The organism is Pseudomonas sp. S5D5 (assembly GCF_003013355.1).
In the GTDB taxonomy this organism is placed as follows: Bacteria; Pseudomonadota; Gammaproteobacteria; order Pseudomonadales; family Pseudomonadaceae; genus Aquipseudomonas; species Aquipseudomonas aylmerensis.
The window spans coordinates 3087960-3105155 of record NZ_PTEO01000001.1; the positions used below are offsets into that span (position 1 = coordinate 3087960).

At 64.8% G+C, this 17196-nt stretch carries 12 protein-coding genes; all 12 read right to left on the reverse strand.

Translation table 11 applies throughout. The features are described 5' to 3' along the window. Positions 1-137 precede the first annotated feature (137 nt). On the reverse strand, positions 138-1175 hold the full coding sequence (locus C9990_RS14420) for an alpha/beta fold hydrolase (RefSeq protein ID WP_106803700.1): 1038 nt from the start codon (positions 1173-1175) through the stop codon (positions 138-140). 132 nt (positions 1176-1307) lie between these two features. Continuing rightward, positions 1308-3845 carry an autotransporter outer membrane beta-barrel domain-containing protein gene (locus C9990_RS14425; protein ID WP_106803701.1) on the reverse strand — a complete coding sequence of 846 codons (2538 nt, stop codon included), beginning with the start codon at positions 3843-3845 and terminating at the stop codon, positions 1308-1310. A 238-nt stretch (positions 3846-4083) separates the two neighbouring features. After that, positions 4084-4854, reverse strand: a complete 771-nt coding sequence (locus tag C9990_RS14430; protein ID WP_065908112.1) for a PIG-L deacetylase family protein — start codon at positions 4852-4854, stop codon at positions 4084-4086. 179 nt (positions 4855-5033) lie between these two features. Further along, the gene (locus C9990_RS14435; protein ID WP_106803702.1) at positions 5034-5693 is read right to left on the reverse strand and encodes a glycosyltransferase family 2 protein; all 660 of its coding nucleotides are present in this window, start codon (positions 5691-5693) and stop codon (positions 5034-5036) included. Continuing rightward, entirely contained in the window at positions 5690-6289 is a 600-nt protein-coding gene (locus C9990_RS14440; protein ID WP_106803703.1) for an SAM-dependent methyltransferase, read from the reverse strand. The genes C9990_RS14435 and C9990_RS14440 overlap by 4 nt, the downstream gene beginning before the upstream one ends. After that, positions 6286-7044 carry a PIG-L deacetylase family protein gene (locus tag C9990_RS14445; RefSeq protein ID WP_065908115.1) on the reverse strand — a complete coding sequence of 253 codons (759 nt, stop codon included), beginning with the start codon at positions 7042-7044 and terminating at the stop codon, positions 6286-6288. Before C9990_RS14445 ends, C9990_RS14440 begins: the two co-directional genes overlap by 4 nt. Next, complete coding sequence (locus tag C9990_RS14450; protein WP_106803704.1) at positions 7041-8039, reverse strand: acyl-CoA dehydrogenase family protein; 999 nt, start codon at positions 8037-8039, stop codon at positions 7041-7043. The genes C9990_RS14445 and C9990_RS14450 overlap by 4 nt, the downstream gene beginning before the upstream one ends. 1 nt (position 8040) lies before the next feature. After that, positions 8041-10200 (reverse strand): glycogen debranching protein GlgX, encoded by a 2160-nt coding sequence (glgX, locus tag C9990_RS14455; RefSeq protein ID WP_065908119.1) that lies wholly within the window; start codon positions 10198-10200, stop codon positions 8041-8043. A 120-nt stretch (positions 10201-10320) separates the two neighbouring features. After that, on the reverse strand, positions 10321-10590 hold the full coding sequence (locus C9990_RS14460; protein WP_065908120.1) for a DUF2934 domain-containing protein: 270 nt from the start codon (positions 10588-10590) through the stop codon (positions 10321-10323). Positions 10591-10614: 24 nt separating this feature from the next. Then, positions 10615-13365, reverse strand: coding sequence for a malto-oligosyltrehalose synthase (locus C9990_RS14465; RefSeq protein WP_106803705.1), 2751 nt, complete (start codon positions 13363-13365; stop codon positions 10615-10617). Continuing rightward, positions 13362-15446 carry a 4-alpha-glucanotransferase gene (gene malQ, locus C9990_RS14470; protein ID WP_106803706.1) on the reverse strand — a complete coding sequence of 695 codons (2085 nt, stop codon included), beginning with the start codon at positions 15444-15446 and terminating at the stop codon, positions 13362-13364. Before malQ ends, C9990_RS14465 begins: the two co-directional genes overlap by 4 nt. Beyond that, positions 15443-17188 (reverse strand): malto-oligosyltrehalose trehalohydrolase, encoded by a 1746-nt coding sequence (treZ, locus tag C9990_RS14475; RefSeq protein ID WP_106803707.1) that lies wholly within the window; start codon positions 17186-17188, stop codon positions 15443-15445. The genes malQ and treZ overlap by 4 nt, the downstream gene beginning before the upstream one ends. Positions 17189-17196: the final 8 nt, after the last annotated feature.

Genomic DNA, 17196 nt, shown 5'->3' on the forward strand with positions numbered 1-17196 from the left:
GCACTGCCAGGCAACGTGCCGGGCCGAAAGTCTATGGCCTTGGGCGTCGGCACGGTCTGGCCGTTGGGGGCGCATTACAGGTGCGGTAGGTCATCACCCTTCGCGATGTCATAAAGGCGATAGTGAAAGGTTGCGCCTCACAGGTGATCCGCATCGATCACCGCCCTGGCAAATGCCTCCGGGGCTTCCTGCGGCAGATTGTGGCCGATCCCACCCTTGACCAGGCGGAACTCATACTTGCCGGTGAAGCGCTTGGCGTAATCTTCGGGCGCCGGGTGCGGGGCGCCGTTGGCGTCGCCTTCGAGGGTGACGGTCGGCACGCCAATGGCGGGGGCCTGGGCGAGTTGCTGCTCCAGCCCGGCGTATTGGGTTTCGCCCTGCACCAGGCCCAGGCGCCAGCGGTAGTTGAACACGGTGATGGCGACGTGATCGGGGTTGTCCAGGCCTTTGGCGCTGCGTGCGAACGTGGCGTCGTCAAACGCCCATTTTGGCGAGGCCAGTTGCCAGATCAGCTTGGCGAAATCGTGCGTGTTTTTCTGGTAGCCGGCGGCGCCGCGCTCGGTGGCGAAGTAGAACTGGTACCACCACTGCAGCTCGGCCTTGGGCGGCAGTGGGGTCTGGCCGGCGGCCTGATTGCCGATCAGATAGCCGCTCACCGAGACCAGCGCCTTGACCCGCTCTGGCCACAAGGCCGAGACGATATCCGCCGAGCGCGCGCCCCAGTCATAGCCACCGAGCACGGCTTGCTGGATGTGCAGGGCGTCCATGAAGTCGATCACATCGCGGGCCAAGGCCGCCGGTTCGCCGTTGCGCAGGGTCGTGTCCGAGAGAAAGCGTGTGCCGCCATAACCTCGCGCATAAGGGATCAACACCCGATAGCCCTTGGCGGCGAGCAGCGGGGCGACCTGTGCGTAGCTGTCGATATCGTAGGGCCAGCCGTGCAGCAGGATCACCGCCGGGCCAGTGGCCGGGCCGACTTCAGCGTAGGCCACCTCCAGTTGCCCGGCCTTGATGTGCTTGAGCGCACCCAAGCCTGCCTGAGGGCTCGCAACCGGCGCACGCACGGGCGGCTCGGGCATTTCGGCCTGCGCCAGGCCACTGGCACCGAAGGACAACAGGGCCAGGGCCAGGAACAGCGGGTGACGTGTGGGGCGACGGTTCAACTGAGCGTGCATGGCGAGCCTCCTACGGCTTGATGTGTGCCTGATGCTCAGTTGAACGCTGCGCTGTATCTGGGTTGTTTCAGGAAACCCGTCGAATCAAACGCTGTGTATCACCGCCGGTCCCGTACACAGTGCGATACATACCTAGAAGGCCACCTTCACGCCCAACGTGCCTTGGCGCCCGTTGAACAGGTTGCTGTCGAGGTTGCGGTCATAGCCGACTTCGCCATACAGGTTCACGCCATTGGCCACCTCCAGCGTGGCGCCGGCACTCAGGTCGAGGGTGGTGGACTTCTGCTCGGTGTCGATATCCGTGACGTCATTGAAGGTGACGGTGTCAGTCCCGGCGCGTGAGTGCCAGACGTTCGCGCGCACATAGGGCTGCAGTGGCAGGCCGCTGACCGTGTACTGGCCGCGCAACCGCACGCCCAGGCGCGTGGTGATGCGGGTGTCAGCATCGTACGAAACATCCGCGATGCCGTCGTTTTGCTTGTCCAGCCAGGTCTTGCCGACGATCACCTGGGCCTGGGGCTCGACCACCCAGTTGTTGACCAGCGCGAACGGCCAGCCGACTTCGGCGGATGCGCTTACGTTGTGGCCCTGGGTGTCCATTTTCACCCCGCGATCCGACGCGTTGTTGCCGTCGAAGCGGGTGCCCATCAGGACCAGATCGAGGTAAGCCTGGTTGGCGCCGATCAGCGTCCAATAGACCCCCAGGCTGTCACCGCGCAAGGTGGTCTTGCCGGCGTCGCGGTCTTCCCAGCCGCCATTGAAGCCTTTGACGTTGCCCCTGAGGGTGCTGTGGCCGACAAAAAAACCGGCGCGCTGGGTCTGGCCGCTGTCGCTGCTGCTGGCGTAGACGTCGCTGCCGACCTGGAAAGCCGTGACCGAACTGTCCAGCGTTGGGCTGACGGTCCCGGCGGAATGCTGGCGACTGCTGCTGCCGTACACCCGTCCCCAACCCGCCGGGAACGTACCGACCGGTTGTGGCTGGTCCTGGTCCCCCATGCGCTGGTGATAGGTGCCCAGCATGCCCCGCACGATTTGGTCGGCCGCCGGAAACAGCGCAGCGTAGATCGGCACTTCCTGGCGGTAGATCGGGATCGGGGTCAGCCCGGGGTTGGATGGCAGGGGCGGCTCACCGGGGCCCGGCACGGGCACGAGCACGGGATCGGCCGGCGCCACGGGGACGGTAGAGCGCAAGTAGTAGTTTTCTGCCGTGCCGGCCGATACGCCGCCCTTGAACAGGCGATAGTCGAACGCCCCGGCGGACACCGGCCCTGCGAGGCTGAACGCGGTGCCGCTGCCGCTGGCGCCGTTGATGGCCTGGACGACCTGGATGCCGTCCTGCAGCGTAGCGCCGCCGACCCCGCCCAGGTTGCTGACGCTGATCGCGGTAGTGCCGCCGAGGGTGCCCTGGCTGACCACCAGTTTATCGCTGGGGGAACCGTCAGCGCCGAGCACGCTTTGCAGCGCGAGCCCGCCGCCGTTGCCGTTGTAGTTGCCATTTACGGTCAGCGTGTCGCTGGCGATGGCGCTGCCGCTGGTCATGTCGATCAGGCCACGGTTGTTCACGTTCACCAGCTGGCCAGCGGTGAACGCACTGATAACTCCGGTATTGACCAGCAGCGTGCTGCTGCCGTTGACCGACATCGTGCCGGTGCCTGTGTCGACATCGCCCAGCACGAAAGTGCCGCCCAGTGTGAAGCGGGCATTGTTGTCCAGTATCACCTGTTCCCAGTTGGCATAGCGCCCGGGCGTGCTGGCCTGGGTATTGTCGAACGTCAGCGTGTCGGTGCCCGTGCCACCATCGATCAACGCGGTGGATGACAGTTGGGTTTCAGTCAGGTTTTGCAGGAGGGCAGTGTCGTTATCGTTGCCCATCAGGATTGGCCCGCGGATTTGCCCGCCGCCGATCCAACTGAACAGGTCATTGCCGGCACTGGCCAGGATCTGCCCGTTGATGGTGCCGCCGGTCACCGTGATGATATCCGCGCCGCCACTGGTGCTGACGTTGCCGCCGATCAGGCTGGTGCCCGAGACCAGGATGGTGTCTTGGCCAAAGGCGGTCAGCAGGTTGCCGATGATCGTGCCGCCGCGCATATCGAAAATGTTGTTATCGAGCTTCATGTCCACCCGGCCGATGGTGCCGCCGCTCATCAGTGCCTGGTCGCCGTCCTCGAACGCGCCGGTGATCGTGCCACCGCTCATGAAGAACTGATCGCGCCCGTCGCCCTGGGCCAATGAGGCAATGGTGCCGCCGCTCATGGAGAAACTGTCGATGCCTTCACCCTGGATGATCGCGCCGGCCAGGCCGCCAGTGACCTGCGCCACATCATTGCCCGAGCCTTGGGTCACCGAGCCGGTGATGCTGCCCAGGTTGAGGCGGAAGATATTGCTGCCGTCGCCTTGGTTCAAGTTCCCGTCGATCCCGGCGCTCGGGCCTTCCACATCCACCAGGTCATTGCCGGCGCCATAGGTCACCGCCCCGGTGATACGGCCGGTGGCAGTGAGATTCAGGGTGTTGTTGCCGCCAGTGTCGGTAAAGCCCGGCGCGGTGCCGCTGTCACAGGCAGAGGTGTCGTCGCCGGCGGTGTTATTGATGACGCAGGCTCCGTAAGAGCTCAGTGGCGTCGCTGCCAGGGCGACCAGGTACAGCCAGGCAAAGGTCCGTGTGCGCATGATCCGTCCTCGATTGAGGGGATAATTGCCCCGGCACCTGCAACGGCAGGCGCGGGCCAGACCATGACAACGAAATGCACGATACAGATCAGGAAATACCGGTCACCTGTTCGAAAACACCGGCCAATGCAACAGGTTGGCATGGCTTTCTCGACTGCGCTTCAAGCGGCACAGTCCTGTCGCAGCATAGCCGTGTATGGACAGGGCGCCACTGTTAGAAATAACAGGTATAGACGAGTCAGAAGGATGGCGGCAGCACGATCTCGTAGGGTTCGCGCATTCGCTCCAACAACACCTGGGCGAGAATCGGCGCCAGGCCGATCTGTGGGTCGCCGGCCAATTGGCTGGCATACGCGTGGGCGGCGTGGAGTTTGCGCGCCACGCTCCACGTATCCAGGCGTACCTTGCGCGCGCGCTGCCAGGGGATCACCGCTCCTTCGCGGGCTGGCCAGTGCCAGGCCCAGATCGGCACTTCATACAGGTGCGCGCCTACCAGGCTGCAAGCCTTGGCGCTGGCGCGGCCGACGGCGTCATGGTCGTCATTGCCGTCGTTGCGCCAGGTGGAAAACACCACGTCACCGGGGTGCAGGTAGCGGGCGATGAACTGGCTCAATTGCGGTTCGCGGGCGGCGAGGGCGTTATCGCAAAAGCCACCGCGAATCCACTTGAGGCTGTGCAGCGGCATGCCCAGGCGGCGCAGTGCTTCGGCGCTTTCCTGGGGCCTGACCACGCTCAGGCGACTGGCCGGCCACACGTGCGAGCCGGGGTGGCTGGCGCTGCCGTCGGTGATGGAGATCAGTTGCAGCGGGTGTTCCAGGGTGCTGAGCAGTTGCAGCAAGCCGCCGCAGGCCAGCACTTCATCGCCAGGATGGGGGGCGATGATAACCACGCGTGCGCCAGGAGGCACCAGTGAATGAGGGGCGATCGGCGGGATTTGCGCCAGCTGCGGTGCGCTGTTCCAGATTTGGGCGGGGCCACGGCGGCCGTCGCCTAATGAGGCAAGCTTCATGGGTGACAGATCCTTGTCAATTGATGCTGGGTCGTGCTCCGTTGACGGGACGACGCTCTTTTTACCCACCACAGGCTCCGTCGTGGTGGTTGCATGGCAATCCAATCCTGGATTGCCAGCAAGGCGTCCTCAGCATAGCCAAGGTTTGGTCGCTTTTACATTCAGTAATGGCGTTTTTTTCAAGAGGCCAGCATCAGGCTCTTCAAATAATCGCCAAAGCCGCCCTGGGCCCGCGCTTCCAGGCGTGCACTGGTGATCACCTGCGGCGAGTGGCTCCAGGCGATCGAGGCGCCGCAGCGCTCCAGGTTGCGCACCAGTTGCACATCTTCATGACAGGCCAGCGGTTCGAAACCGCCGGCCCGCACATAGGCCCCAGCGCTGATGCCCAGGTTGGCGCCGTGGATATGCCGGTGGCCGTCGCGGGCCTGGTAGGCCTGGTTGTAGCGGATCTGCGCGGCCGGGTCGAACCCTTCGCTCCAGGCGTCCACCGTGACCGTGCCGCACACGGCGTCGGTACCCAGGGCCAACTGTGCGACCAGCCAATCCGGGGCCACGCGGCTGTCGGCGTCGGTGCACGAGATCCAGCGCGCGCCCTGGTTGAGCAGATGCCGCGCACCCACCCCGCGTACGTGGCCGACATTGCGTGCCTGCACTTCCAGACGCTGCACCTGGAAGGCTTCGGCAATCGCGGCGCTGCTATCGGTGCAACTGTCGAGCACCACCAGCACCTGCACCGCTTCGCCTGCCAGGCCTGGATGGCTGGCCGCGATCAGCGCCGCGTCCAGGCACTCGCCGAGCAATGCTTCTTCATTGTGTACCGGGATCAGGATACCGATCATCGCAGGCCCTCCAGCGTGGCAACCGAGGTCGCGTCGCGGCTCCACAGGTCGAGGAGAAAGTCGTGTTCGTGATGCCGGGCAACCAGCGGCATCGCCAGCCGTTCGTGCAGCAATGCATGCACCTGCTCGGCGGTCTGCGGGCAGCCGTCGATGGGCGGGCGCCAATGGCAGGCGAGGACTTGCCCGTTGGGGGCGAGGCTGGTGAGGGCGCGGTCGATCAGGCCGCCGAGGTCATCGGCGTCGAGGTAGTAGCACAGCTCGCTGAGCACGATGAGTTCGAACTGTCCCTGCGGCCATTGCTCGGGCAGGCGGCTCTGTTGCACCTGGGCATGGGCAAAGCCCAGCAGGCGACCACGGGCCAGGGCCACGGCGGCCGAAGCGGTGTCGCAACACAACAGGCGATCGCAGCGCGGTGCCAGTTCGGCGCTGAGTTCACCGTTGGCGCAACCGGGCTCGAAGATCGAGGCATACCGTGGGCGCGTCAGCATCGCCAGGGTCAGCGCGCGCTTGCGGCGCTCATACCAGCGTTGGCGAAAGGCCCAGGGGTCATCGTTATCAGCGAACAGTTGATCGAAATACGGCGTGGCCACGCTCATACAAACACCACTTCAAAAGGTTGCAACAGCCGCTCGACCACGTACGGCGCCAATACAGGCGGCAAGCCGATCTGCGGATCGCCTTCCAACTGGCTGGCGAATGCATGGATGGCGTGGCGCTTGCGGGCCACGGCTTCGCAGGTCAGCGGAATCTTGTGGGCGCGGTGCCACGGCACTTGGCTGTCTTCGGGAGACGCCCAGTGCCAGGTCCAGACTGGCAGCTCATACAGCGTGGCGCCCACGGCCTGGGCCGCCTGGGCGCTCGCGCGGCCAACGGCTTCATGGTCGCAATGGCCGTCTTCGCGCCAAGTGGTGAACACCACGTCGGTCGGCTTGAGGTAGCGTTGGATAAACGCAGTCAGCTCGTCCTCACGTGCTGCCACCTGGCTGTCGCTGAAGCCGGCGCGCAGCCATTTCAGACTGTGCAGCGGTAACCCCAGGCGGTGCAGGGCCTGCGCCGATTCCTGCGGGCGCACCACGCTCAAGCGTTCTACCGGCCAACGCCGGGATCCAGGGTGACTGGCACTGCCATCGGTAACGGAAATCAGCTGCATGGGCCGGCCCAGCGCCGCCAGGCCTTGCAGCAGGCCGCCACAGCCGAGCACTTCATCATCCGGGTGCGGGGCAATGATCACGGCGCGATGGCCCTCGGGCACCAGCTCTTCGACACTGATGTGCGGCAGCTCCGCCATCAGGCTAGAGGCCTGCCAATGTTGCAGCGGCGTGCCCTGGCCGACGATCGGGTTGGGTCTCATAACTGCCACCTCCCTGTGGGTTCGCCGGCAACCAATTCGCCCAGGCCGGCCAGGTCGCGCTCGGCATGGCTCTGGCGCACATACACCGGCAGGTCCGTCATCAATTGGGCAAAGTGTGGGTCCTTGCAGTACGGCCCCGCGCCCACGGCCCGGCCAACATGGCGCATGACCTGCTCGACAGCCTCCTCGATACACGCGCGGGTCTGCTGGGCCAGTTGCTGGGCGTCAGCCTTGGGGTCGCGGTCGATCTGTTCGGCGCTGGCGCGCAGTACGCAGGCGGCCCCGTTCAAGGCGCTGTCGACGGCGCCGAGGTGGGCGAGGGCATGCGGTTCCGGACGTTTGCTGCAGTGTTCGCGCAGGGCCTCGGCCAGGCGTTGCGCGGCGCCGTACCAGCACGCGGCGATGCCGACGCCGCCCTGCCAGAAACCCGGACGGGCGAGGTAATCGCCGGGGCCGCCCACGGCAATCCCGAGGGCCCCGTCAAACAGCACCTCGACACTGCCGGTGGCCGCCATGCCCACCGCATTCCAGCCTTCGTTGGTGACGGTGATACCCGGTTGATCCATCTGCACCGCCACCAACTGCTGACGGCCCTGGTCATCCCAGGCCGTCAACAAGCCATGGCTGACCACCGCCGCGCCTGAGCACCAGGCTTTGCGCCCGTCCAGGCGCAAACGGTGCCCGTCCTGGCGCACCTGGACCCTGGCGGTCGGCGGTTCGGCCGCCCACATGCCCCATGTGCTGCCCAAGGGCGGCAGTGGGCTGTCGAGTTCGGCAATGATCGCCAATGCATCGGTATGACCTTCGAACAACTTGCACAAGCGCAGGTCGTGGCCTGCCACCTGCGCCAGGCGACTGAATCGCGCCAGGGTCTCGCCGCTGCCAGGCAGCGGCAGTTGGTCGAGGCCTTCTTCCTGAAGTGCCTTCAGCGCCTTGCCCAGGTCTTGCGTGTCCGCGTAACCCTGGAAGCTCTGAAGGAATCCATGCAGTGCCATGTCACACCTCTTCGTCACGCTGCAGTTCGAACAGTAGCAGCGAGCGGCCGGTCACCGCGTACTCGTGATCAAAATCAAACCGTTCCTGGCCGCGTACCGCCGGCTGGTTGGTGTCGAGCATGCAGGTCCAGAACTCACCTTCAGGCACCGACGGCAGGCGGAAATTGACCATGTCGTGGTGCGCGTTCACCACCAGCAACAAGGTGGCGTCGGCACCGGCACGTCGAATCCCGGTTTCCTGCGCGCGACCATCCATCAGCATGCCGAGGCAGCGGCCATGGCTGTCTTCCCACTGTTCGGTGGTCATCTCGTTGCCATCCGGCGACAGCCAGGTCACATCCTTGACGCCGATGTCTTCGTTATAGTCGCCCACCAGGAAGCGGCCACGACGCAGGATCGGATAGGCCAGGCGCAGCTTGATCAGGCGTTTGACAAACTTGAGCAGCGCCTTGCCGTCATCGTCCAGCTCCCAGTTGACCCAGCCGATCTCGCTGTCCTGGCAGTAGGCGTTGTTGTTGCCGTGCTGGGTGCGGGCGAACTCATCACCGGCGACGATCATCGGCGTGCCCTGGGCCAGCAGCAACGTGGCGAAGAAGTTGCGCATCTGGCGCAGGCGCAGCGCGTTGATTTCCGGATCTTCGGTCGGGCCTTCGACGCCGTGGTTCCACGACAGGTTGTTGTTGCTGCCGTCCTGGTTGTTCTCGTCGTTGGCTTCGTTGTGCTTGTCGTTGTACGACACCAGGTCATGCAGGGTGAAACCGTCATGCGCGGTGATGAAGTTCACCGAGCTGTAGGGGCGGCGACCCCGATGGTTGAACATCTCGCCCGAAGCGGTCATGCGCCCGGCGAAGTCCGCCAACTGGCCGTCATCGCCTTTCCAGAAGGCACGTACGGTGTCGCGGAAACGGTCGTTCCATTCGACCCAGCCCGGCGGGAAGTTGCCCACCTGATAACCGCCTGGGCCACAGTCCCAGGGTTCGGCGATCATTTTCAACTGGCGCAGTACCGGGTCCTGGCGGCACGCCACGAGGAAGCTGTGGCGCTCGTCAAACCCGTCGCGGTAGCGGCCCAGGATGGTCGCCAGGTCGAAACGGAAGCCGTCGACGTGCATCTCGGTGGCCCAGTAGCGCAGGGAGTCGGTGACCATCTGCAGCACGCACGGGTGGCTCAGGTCGAGGGTGTTGCCGGTGCCGGAGTCGTTGATATAGAAGCGCTTGTCATCGGGCATCAGCCGGTAGTAAGAGGCGTTGTCGATGCCACGCATGGACAGGGTAGGGCCGCGCTCGTTGCCTTCGGCGGTGTGGTTGTAGACCACGTCGAGGATCACTTCCAGCTTCTGCTCGTGCAGGTGCGCGACCATCTCCTTGAACTCGGCGATCTTGCCGCTGGCCAGGTAGCGCGGGTCGGGGGCAAAAAACGCGATGCTGTTGTAGCCCCAATAGTTGGTCATGCCTTTTTCCAGCAGGTGCTGGTCGTTGACAAAGGCGTGTACCGGCAACAGTTCGACCGACGAGATGCCCAACTGGCGGATGTGCTTGAGCACGTCATCTTCCATCAGGCCGGCGCAGGTGCCGCGCACCGATTCGCCGACCGAAGGGTGGCGCATGCTGATGCCGCGCAAATGGGTTTCGTAGATGATCGTGCGGTCCCACGGCACGCGTACCGGCTGGTCGTTGCCCCAGGTGTGCGCGGGGTCGATGACCTTGCACTTGGGCACGAAAGGCGCGCTGTCGCGTTCGTCGAAGCTGAGGTCGTCGTCCGGGTGGCCGATGGTGTAGCCGAACAGTGCCTCGGACCATTTGAGTTCGCCCACCAGCTGTTTGGCATAGGGGTCGATCAGCAATTTGTGGTGGTTGAAGCGATGACCGTTGGCCGGGTCATAAGCACCGTACACGCGGTAGCCGTAAATCAGCCCTGGGTGGGCGTCGGGCAAGTAACCGTGGAAGATTTCGTCGGTGTATTCGGGCAGTTCGATGCGTTCCAGCTCAACTTCGCCGGCGTCGTCGAACAGGCACAGCTCCACTTTGGTGGCGTTGGCCGAGAACAGCGCAAAGTTGACGCCCAGTCCATCCCAGGTGGCGCCGAGGGGGAAGGGCAAACCTTCACGAATCCGCGACGGCTCGTTGCCCGGCGTCGAAGGGGTTTTATGGGGTTTGCTCATGGTGTTGCTCCTGCAAGGGTCTTTTTTCGGGCCGAACGGGGCCGTGCTGACGAATATTCAGCTGACAATCGGGGTGGAAAAATCACCGTTTGCCGGCAGGGCCGGCAAACGGTGCGGGGGTCAAGGCTTGGGCTTTTTCGGCGCCGCTGGCTTCTTCGCCGCCGGGGCTGCCGGCTTGCTCGCGGCCGGTGGTGCAGGCTTGGCCTTGGCCGGCGGTTTAGGCGCGGTCTTGGGTTTGGCCGAGGCCTTGGGCTTGCTCGGCGTCAGGGCTTCGGCTTCGGCAAGCTTGCGCGCCATCTCCCAATGACGTGCGTCCTCCCCATGGGGTTTGCCTTCAGATTCCCAGATCTGATGCGCCAGCTCGCGTATGCGTTTGTCTTCAGTACTCATCACAATGCTCCTCACAGAAAATTTTCAGCTTTCTTGATCATCAGGATTGATAAAGACATTGACCGGGAAATCCCCCAGGGCAGCGCTGATCAACAGCTCCTTGTCTGGTGTGACTGCGCCTGTATGAAAAAGTCCCTTCCAGTTTTGAGTTGGCGCGGCGAACGGTAATTTCACCCGTGTATCGCCCCAAACCTGCGCATTGATCTGGGGATGCACACCGTTTTCAAGCAGGTCAAACGGCCAGCGCGGCACCACCACCAACAGATGGCGGCCCTGGTGTTCGCGGTGGAACGCGACCACCCGCCCGGCGTGTTGGCCGAGCACTTCCAGCGGCGTATAGCTGCCTGCGCGGAACAGTCCGGGATCGGCCTTGCGCAAGGCCAGCGCCTGGGCAATCACGGCCTGCTTGATGCGCCCGTCTCGCCAGTTGAACAGCAGTTCGCCGGGATCCGGTGGGGTATCCAGCGCGCGTTGCCGTGCGTTGAAATCCACCGGGCGACGGTTGTCCGGGTCCACCAGGCTGAAGTCCCAGAACTCGTCGCCCTGGTACAAATCCGGCACACCCGGCACGGTGATGCGAAGCAAGGATTGCGCCAGGCCATTCACCGCGCCGGCGGGGGCGATCACCTGGGCTGCGTTGCCGATTGCCGTGCGCAACGGACGGCCTTCCTCGCTCAGCAGCAGGCGTGACAGGAAGGCTTCGACGCCCTGTTCATAGGCTTCGTTGGGCGCGCTCCAGGCGCTCTGCAGCTTGGCCTCGCGCAGGGCTTTCTGTTGCCATTGCCACAGGCGCTGATGGTAGTCCTCGAAGTCATCGGCCTGGTCCAGCGGCCAGCTGCCGAGCAGCACTTGGTAAAGAATCAACTCGTCGCCGGCGGACGGCGCACTGGCGTCAGTGCGCAGCGGCGCGGCGAGCCTGCGCCACTGCTCGACCTGCTCGACGTACCACGCTGCGCACTCGCTGAGTACCGCCAGGCGCGCGCGGGTGTCTTCGCCGCGTTTGTGGTCGTGGGTCGCCGTGGCCAACAGGTTATCGGGGAAGGTCTGCAGGCGTTGCTGGTTGACCGCATGGAACTCGGCCAGCGGCGCGCTGAACTGCTCGGTGCTGAAACCCACGTCATTGCGCGACAGCAGCACGCCCGAGCGATAGAACGCAGTGTCTTCCACGGCCTTGGCGGCCGCCGGCGACGTCAGTTGCTGGAAGCGCACGCAGGCATGCTTGAGCATCTTGCGCTCGCGGCCCACCGGGCGATGGCGCCAAGGCTGGCCGCCGAGCCATTTTTCCAGGTGTTCGAGCACCGGCCAGTCGCCTTCGCCGAGGGTGCCGCGGGCACCGTCCATGGCGTGCTGGAAGACTTTGTCGTCAGCCGCGCTGCGGCCCAGCGCGCTGATGTAGGTGCGGTACACCGGGAAGTGCACGATCAGCTCCTGCAAGGCACGGCGAATTGCACCGAGGGTCAGGTCGCGGGTCATCACATCGTCGCGCGCGACTTGCAGCAGGGCCCGCGCCACGCTTTCGAAATCGCCGCCGAGGGAGCCATTGAGGATCTGCTGACGTGCCAGCCGCGCCTCTTCGATAAACGCCGAGGGCCGTTCGCTGTGCTGCGTCCACAACGCGGCCAGCGGCGCAAAGCCCTCCGGGTGGTGTTGCAGCAGTGACAGCTGGTTCATGAATTCGTAGCCGGTGGTGCCGTCCACGCGCCAGTCTTCACGCAGGGTTTCGCCTTCGCCGAGAATCTTTTCGACAAAGATCGGCAGGTGCCGCTCCGGCGACAGCGAATCCACGCGCCGGCGCAGCTTGCGGCAGTAGCCGCGAGGATCGGCGAGGCCGTCGATGTGGTCGATGCGCAAACCGTCCACCAGGCCTTCACGGATCAGCTCGAAGATCTTGCCGTGGGTGGCTTCGAACACGGCGCTGCGTTCCACGCGCAGGCCGCCAAGTTCGTTGACGTCGAAGAAGCGCCGCCAGTTGATGTCGTCCGCCGCGGTGCGCCAGCTGGCCAGGCGATAGGTCTGTTGCTCAAGCAGTTGGTGCAGGCGCTTGAAGCCTTCAGGCTGGCGCCCGTCGAACTCGGTCAGCCGGCTTTCGATGGAGGGCATCACTTCGGTAGCGCGCTCGGCCAGCGCCTGCTTGAGCCAGGCGGCTTCGGCGTAGGCGTCATCCTGGTAGGCGAGGGCGCTGAAGCGGTCGGCCAGCGGCTTGAGCAATGGGTCGTTGCCGAGGATCAACGCGTAGTCGCGTGGGCAGATCGGAAAGCGGTGTTGGTAATGCTCGACGTAGAACGCCCCATGGGCTGCGTCGAAATGCAGGGTCAGGGTGCCGGTCTGCAAGGCTTCGCCGTAGTCGCTGCCGAGGAACGGCATCAACAACTGGCCCTTGAGCAGCGGGTCGGGTGAGTGCCATTGGATGTCGAAGAACTCGCTGTAGGGGCTCAGGCGCCCCCACTCCAGCAGGTCCAGCCACCAGGGGTTGTCGGCGCCGCCCACGGCCATGTGATTGGAGACGATATCGAGGATCAGCCCCATACCGTGCTCACGCAAGGCCGCGACCAGACGGCGCAGCGCCGCTTCACCGCCAAGCTCGGGGTTGACGCTGGTCGGGTCGACCACGTCGTAGCCGTGCATGGAACCGGCACGTGCGCTGAGCAGCGGCGAGGCATACAGGTGGCTGATGCCCAGTTGGGCGAAATACGGCACCAGCGGCACCGCGTCATCGAGGGTGAAACCTTTATGGAATTGCAGGCGCTGGGTAGCGCGCAGGGGCAGTGCTTTCATCGGTCACGCTCATAGGCTTGGTTGCGCGCGACGGCCAGCAGTTCGAGGCGGCGGGCGGCGCCGGCATTGTCGAGCAGGCTGGAAGCCTCGCCCGCCAGGCGGCGGCGCCAATTGGGATGGGTATCGGTGGTGCCGGGCAGGTTGGCTTGTTCTTCAATGCCCAGCGCGTCCTCGAGCGGCAGCAGCACCAGCGGCGCACGGGTGTGGCCGAGGTAGCGCACGCTGGCGTCGATCATGTGGTCGGTTTCATTGCGAATTTCTTCGACGAAATTCTGCGGGTCCTGGCTCAAGGCCTGGCGCAGCGCCTGGCGTTCGCGCAGGCGGTGTTCGCTCCATTGCTCCACGGTGGGCGCATCGATGAGGCCGAGCTGGATATTCCAGTCGATATCGCGGCTGTGCCACCAGCCGTTGAGGGTCGGCAGGTCATGGGTGCTGGTGGTGGCCAGGGCGTTGTCCGGCCAGTCGAGGATCGGATTGAACTGGCCATCGTGGCCTTGTTCGAACAACAGCACGCGCATGCCCAGGATCGAGCGGCCGCTGAGTTTTTCGCGCAGGCCGTCGGGCACGGTGCCGAGGTCTTCGCCGAGGACGATAGCCTTGTGGCGGTGGGACTCCAGGGCCAGCAGCCGCAACAGGTCATCCACCGGGTAATACAGGTAGGCGCCTTCGCGCGGCGAGGCATCCATGGGAATCACCCACAGGCGCTGCAGGCCCATCACATGGTCGATGCGCAAGCCGCCGGCGTGGGCGAAGTTGGCGCGCAGCATTTCGATGAAGGCGCGAAAACCGTTGCGCTTGAGGCCTTCGGGGGAGAACGCGGAAATCCCCCAGCCTTGGCCGGAGCGGTTGAGAATATCCGGCGGCGCGCCCACGGTCAGGTCGGCCAGCAGTTCATCCTGGCGGCTCCAGGCCTGGCTGCCGCCGCCATCAGCGCCAACCGCCAGGTCGGCGATCAGGCCGATGCCCATGCCGCTGCCTCGGGCGGCTTGCTGGGCTCGCTCCAGACAGCGCGCGATCAGCCATTGGGCAAAGGCGTAGTAGCCGATTTCCTCGCGGTTGGCTTCAGCGAACTGTACCAGTGCCGGGCTTTGCGGATTGCGCCACTCCTGCGGCCAGTGACGCCAGTCGAGATCCTCGCCGGCGGCGGCACGCTGTGCCTGCACGGCCTCAAAGCGGCAGTGGTTCTCCAGTGCTTCGCCACCGGCCTGGCGGAAGCTGAGGAAGTCGGCCTGTTGCGGGTGCTGGCCGTGGCGGAAATCTTCATACAGCGCGCGCAGCAGGCGTTGCTTGGCGTTGGCGGCGGCGGGCCAGTCGATCAGCGTGTGTTGCTCCAGCGTGTGCAGTTCATCTTCCAGGCCAAGGGCCTCGATGGTGCTGCGCACTTCGCGTTCGCCGAGGATGCAGGCCGGGGAGGCATACAAGCTGTTGAGGAACAGGCGACTGGATGGCGAGTACGGGCTGTAGCGGCCGGTGTCGGCACTGAACATCGCGTGCATCGGGCTGATCGCCAGGGCGTCCGCGCCACGTTCTGCAGCGGAACGCGCCAGGTGTTCCAGGGCCAGGGTGTCGCCGAAACCACCATCTCCCAAGCGGCGCAGTGCGTACAGCTGGGCACTCAGGCCCCAGGCGCGGGCGGGCTGGCTGTCCACCGCTTCGGCCACGCTGTAGCAGTGCGTGGGCGCGACGGCCAGGGTGAAGCTCTGGTCGTTGATATGCACCTGGTGATAACCCAGGGCGATCACGCCAGGCAGAACCGCGTTGCCGTCGAGGCGCAGCTCCAGGCTTTCGCCGCCTTCGAGGTTGACCCGGCACAGGGTATCGGGCTCGAAGTAACGTGCCAGGTCGAGGCCTTCGCCGGAGTCGATGGTCATCAAGGGGGGCAGGTGTTTGTCGTGTTGCACCTGCTCCAGTTCAAGCAGGCTGGCGTCGATCTCGGCATCGGTGTCGGCCGGGTGGCCCAGGCCTTTGAGAACGGCGCGCAGGGCGTCGGGTTTCACTCGTTGCGGGCGGCCGTTTGCGTCGATCCAATCGACGGCCAGGCCCGCGCGGCTGGCGAGGATTTCCAGGTTCGCTTCGCTCAAGGGTGCTCTCCAACAGGGGATAGGGTCACGCGTGCGCTGTACGGCGGCAGTTGTGCGCCGTGCTCGGCAGGCGTTTGAAACAGAACGTGGGCGGCCGCCGGGTGGTCCACGGCGGTTGTGCTCAGGTTCAGGTCGATCTGCAACAGGCTGCTGTTGCCCAGGCGCCAGCGCGCACTGACGGCGCCGTCGGCCAATACCTGCGCACCCAAGGCCACGGTGCCGGGCAGGTGCGGCACGATATGCGTGTGGCGCAGGTTCAACAGATGCCGGTAGAGCTCGGCGTGGGGGTGATCGGCCAGCGCCGGGGAGGATTGCTTGAAAGTGGCCAGGGCGTTCGGGTCCGGGATGCGGTCACGACGCTCCGGGTCCTGGAAGGCGGCAAAGTCGGCAAATTCGCCGCGCCGGCCCTCACGCACCGCTTCGGCCAGTTCGCCGTGGTGATCGGTGAAAAACAGGAACGGCTCGCTGGCATTCACTTCATCGCCCATGAACATCAGCGGGATCATCGGTGACAGCAGCAGCAGGGCGGTCGCCGCCTTGAGCGCCTGGGGCGGGCACAGCTGGTGCAGGCGCTCGCCCATCGCGCGGTTGCCGATCTGGTCGTGGTTCTGCAGGAAGGCTACAAAGGCGGTGGGCGGCAGATCGCCGCTGGGTTCGCCGCGCTCATGGCCGTGGCGGGTAGTGTGGCCCTGGTAGACAAACCCCTCGCCCAGGCAACGCGCCAGTTGGGCGGTAGGTTCCTTGGCAAAGTCGCTGTAGTACGCGTCGGTTTCGCCGGTCAGCAGTACGTGCAACACGTTATGAAAGTCATCATTCCATTGCGCGTCGAAATCCTGCTTGAGCAGGCTGGCCTGGTTGAGTTCGTTCTCCAGCACCAGCCACACATGCCGGCCGGTGTCGACCTGCTGGCGCACCCGCTGCGCGAGCTCCTGCAGGAAGCCTGGGTTGTCGATGGCGTGCACGGCGTCCAGGCGCAGGCCGTCGAAGCGGTATTCCAGCAACCACATCAGCGCGTTGTCGAGGAAGAAATTGCGCACTTCACGGCGGTCGAAATCGATACCGGCGCCCCACGGCGTGTGCACGTCTTCCTGAAAGAAGCCGGCCGCGTACTGGCCCAGGTAATTGCCATCGGGACCGAAGTGGTTATAGACGACATCCAGGATGACCGCGAGGCCATGCTCGTGGGCGCAATCGACCAAGTGCTTGAGCTGTTCGGGAGTGCCGTAGGAGGACTGGGGCGCATACGGCAGCACGCCGTCATAACCCCAGTTGCGTTCGCCGGGAAATTGCGCCAATGGCATCAACTCAATGGCGGTGACGCCCAGCTCGGCCAGGCGTGGCAGATGTTTTTCGACCTCGGCGTAGCCCCCCATCGCGCCCACGTGCAGCTCGTAGATCACCGCTTCGTGCCAGGGGCGGCCTTGCCAGTGGCTGTGACGCCACGGGTAGGCGAGTGGGTCGACGACTACGCTCCAACCATGCACGTCCGCAGCCTGGGCCCTGGACGCGGGGTCGGGTACATCCATTTCTCCATCGATGTTGAAGCGGTAGCGGGTGCCGGCGGGGCACTTCACTTCTGCCTCGAACCATCCCTCTGCCTGCGGCAGCATGGCGATGGATTTGCCGTCTTCCAATTCAACGCTGACATAAAACGCGTCTGGCGCCCACAAGGCAAAACGCGTGTGTTGCGCGTCCAGCATGATTGCGCCGTGGGGCCAGGTTTCCAAAGTCCGTAACGGCATCTATGAAG

Excerpts from the sequence above, each read along its gene's own strand:
- C9990_RS14420 (WP_106803700.1), bottom strand. The coding sequence starts at position 1,175 with ATGCACGCTCAGTTGAACCGTCGCCCCACACGTCACCCGCTGTTCCTG.
- C9990_RS14425 (WP_106803701.1), bottom strand. The coding sequence starts at position 3,845 with ATGCGCACACGGACCTTTGCCTGGCTGTACCTGGTCGCCCTGGCAGCG.
- C9990_RS14430 (WP_065908112.1), bottom strand. The coding sequence starts at position 4,854 with ATGAAGCTTGCCTCATTAGGCGACGGCCGCCGTGGCCCCGCCCAAATC.
- C9990_RS14435 (WP_106803702.1), bottom strand. The coding sequence starts at position 5,693 with ATGATCGGTATCCTGATCCCGGTACACAATGAAGAAGCATTGCTCGGC.
- C9990_RS14440 (WP_106803703.1), bottom strand. The coding sequence starts at position 6,289 with ATGAGCGTGGCCACGCCGTATTTCGATCAACTGTTCGCTGATAACGAT.
- C9990_RS14445 (WP_065908115.1), bottom strand. The coding sequence starts at position 7,044 with ATGAGACCCAACCCGATCGTCGGCCAGGGCACGCCGCTGCAACATTGG.
- C9990_RS14450 (WP_106803704.1), bottom strand. The coding sequence starts at position 8,039 with ATGGCACTGCATGGATTCCTTCAGAGCTTCCAGGGTTACGCGGACACG.
- glgX (WP_065908119.1), bottom strand. The coding sequence starts at position 10,200 with ATGAGCAAACCCCATAAAACCCCTTCGACGCCGGGCAACGAGCCGTCG.
- C9990_RS14460 (WP_065908120.1), bottom strand. The coding sequence starts at position 10,590 with ATGAGTACTGAAGACAAACGCATACGCGAGCTGGCGCATCAGATCTGG.
- C9990_RS14465 (WP_106803705.1), bottom strand. The coding sequence starts at position 13,365 with ATGAAAGCACTGCCCCTGCGCGCTACCCAGCGCCTGCAATTCCATAAA.
- treZ (WP_106803707.1), bottom strand. The coding sequence starts at position 17,188 with ATGCCGTTACGGACTTTGGAAACCTGGCCCCACGGCGCAATCATGCTG.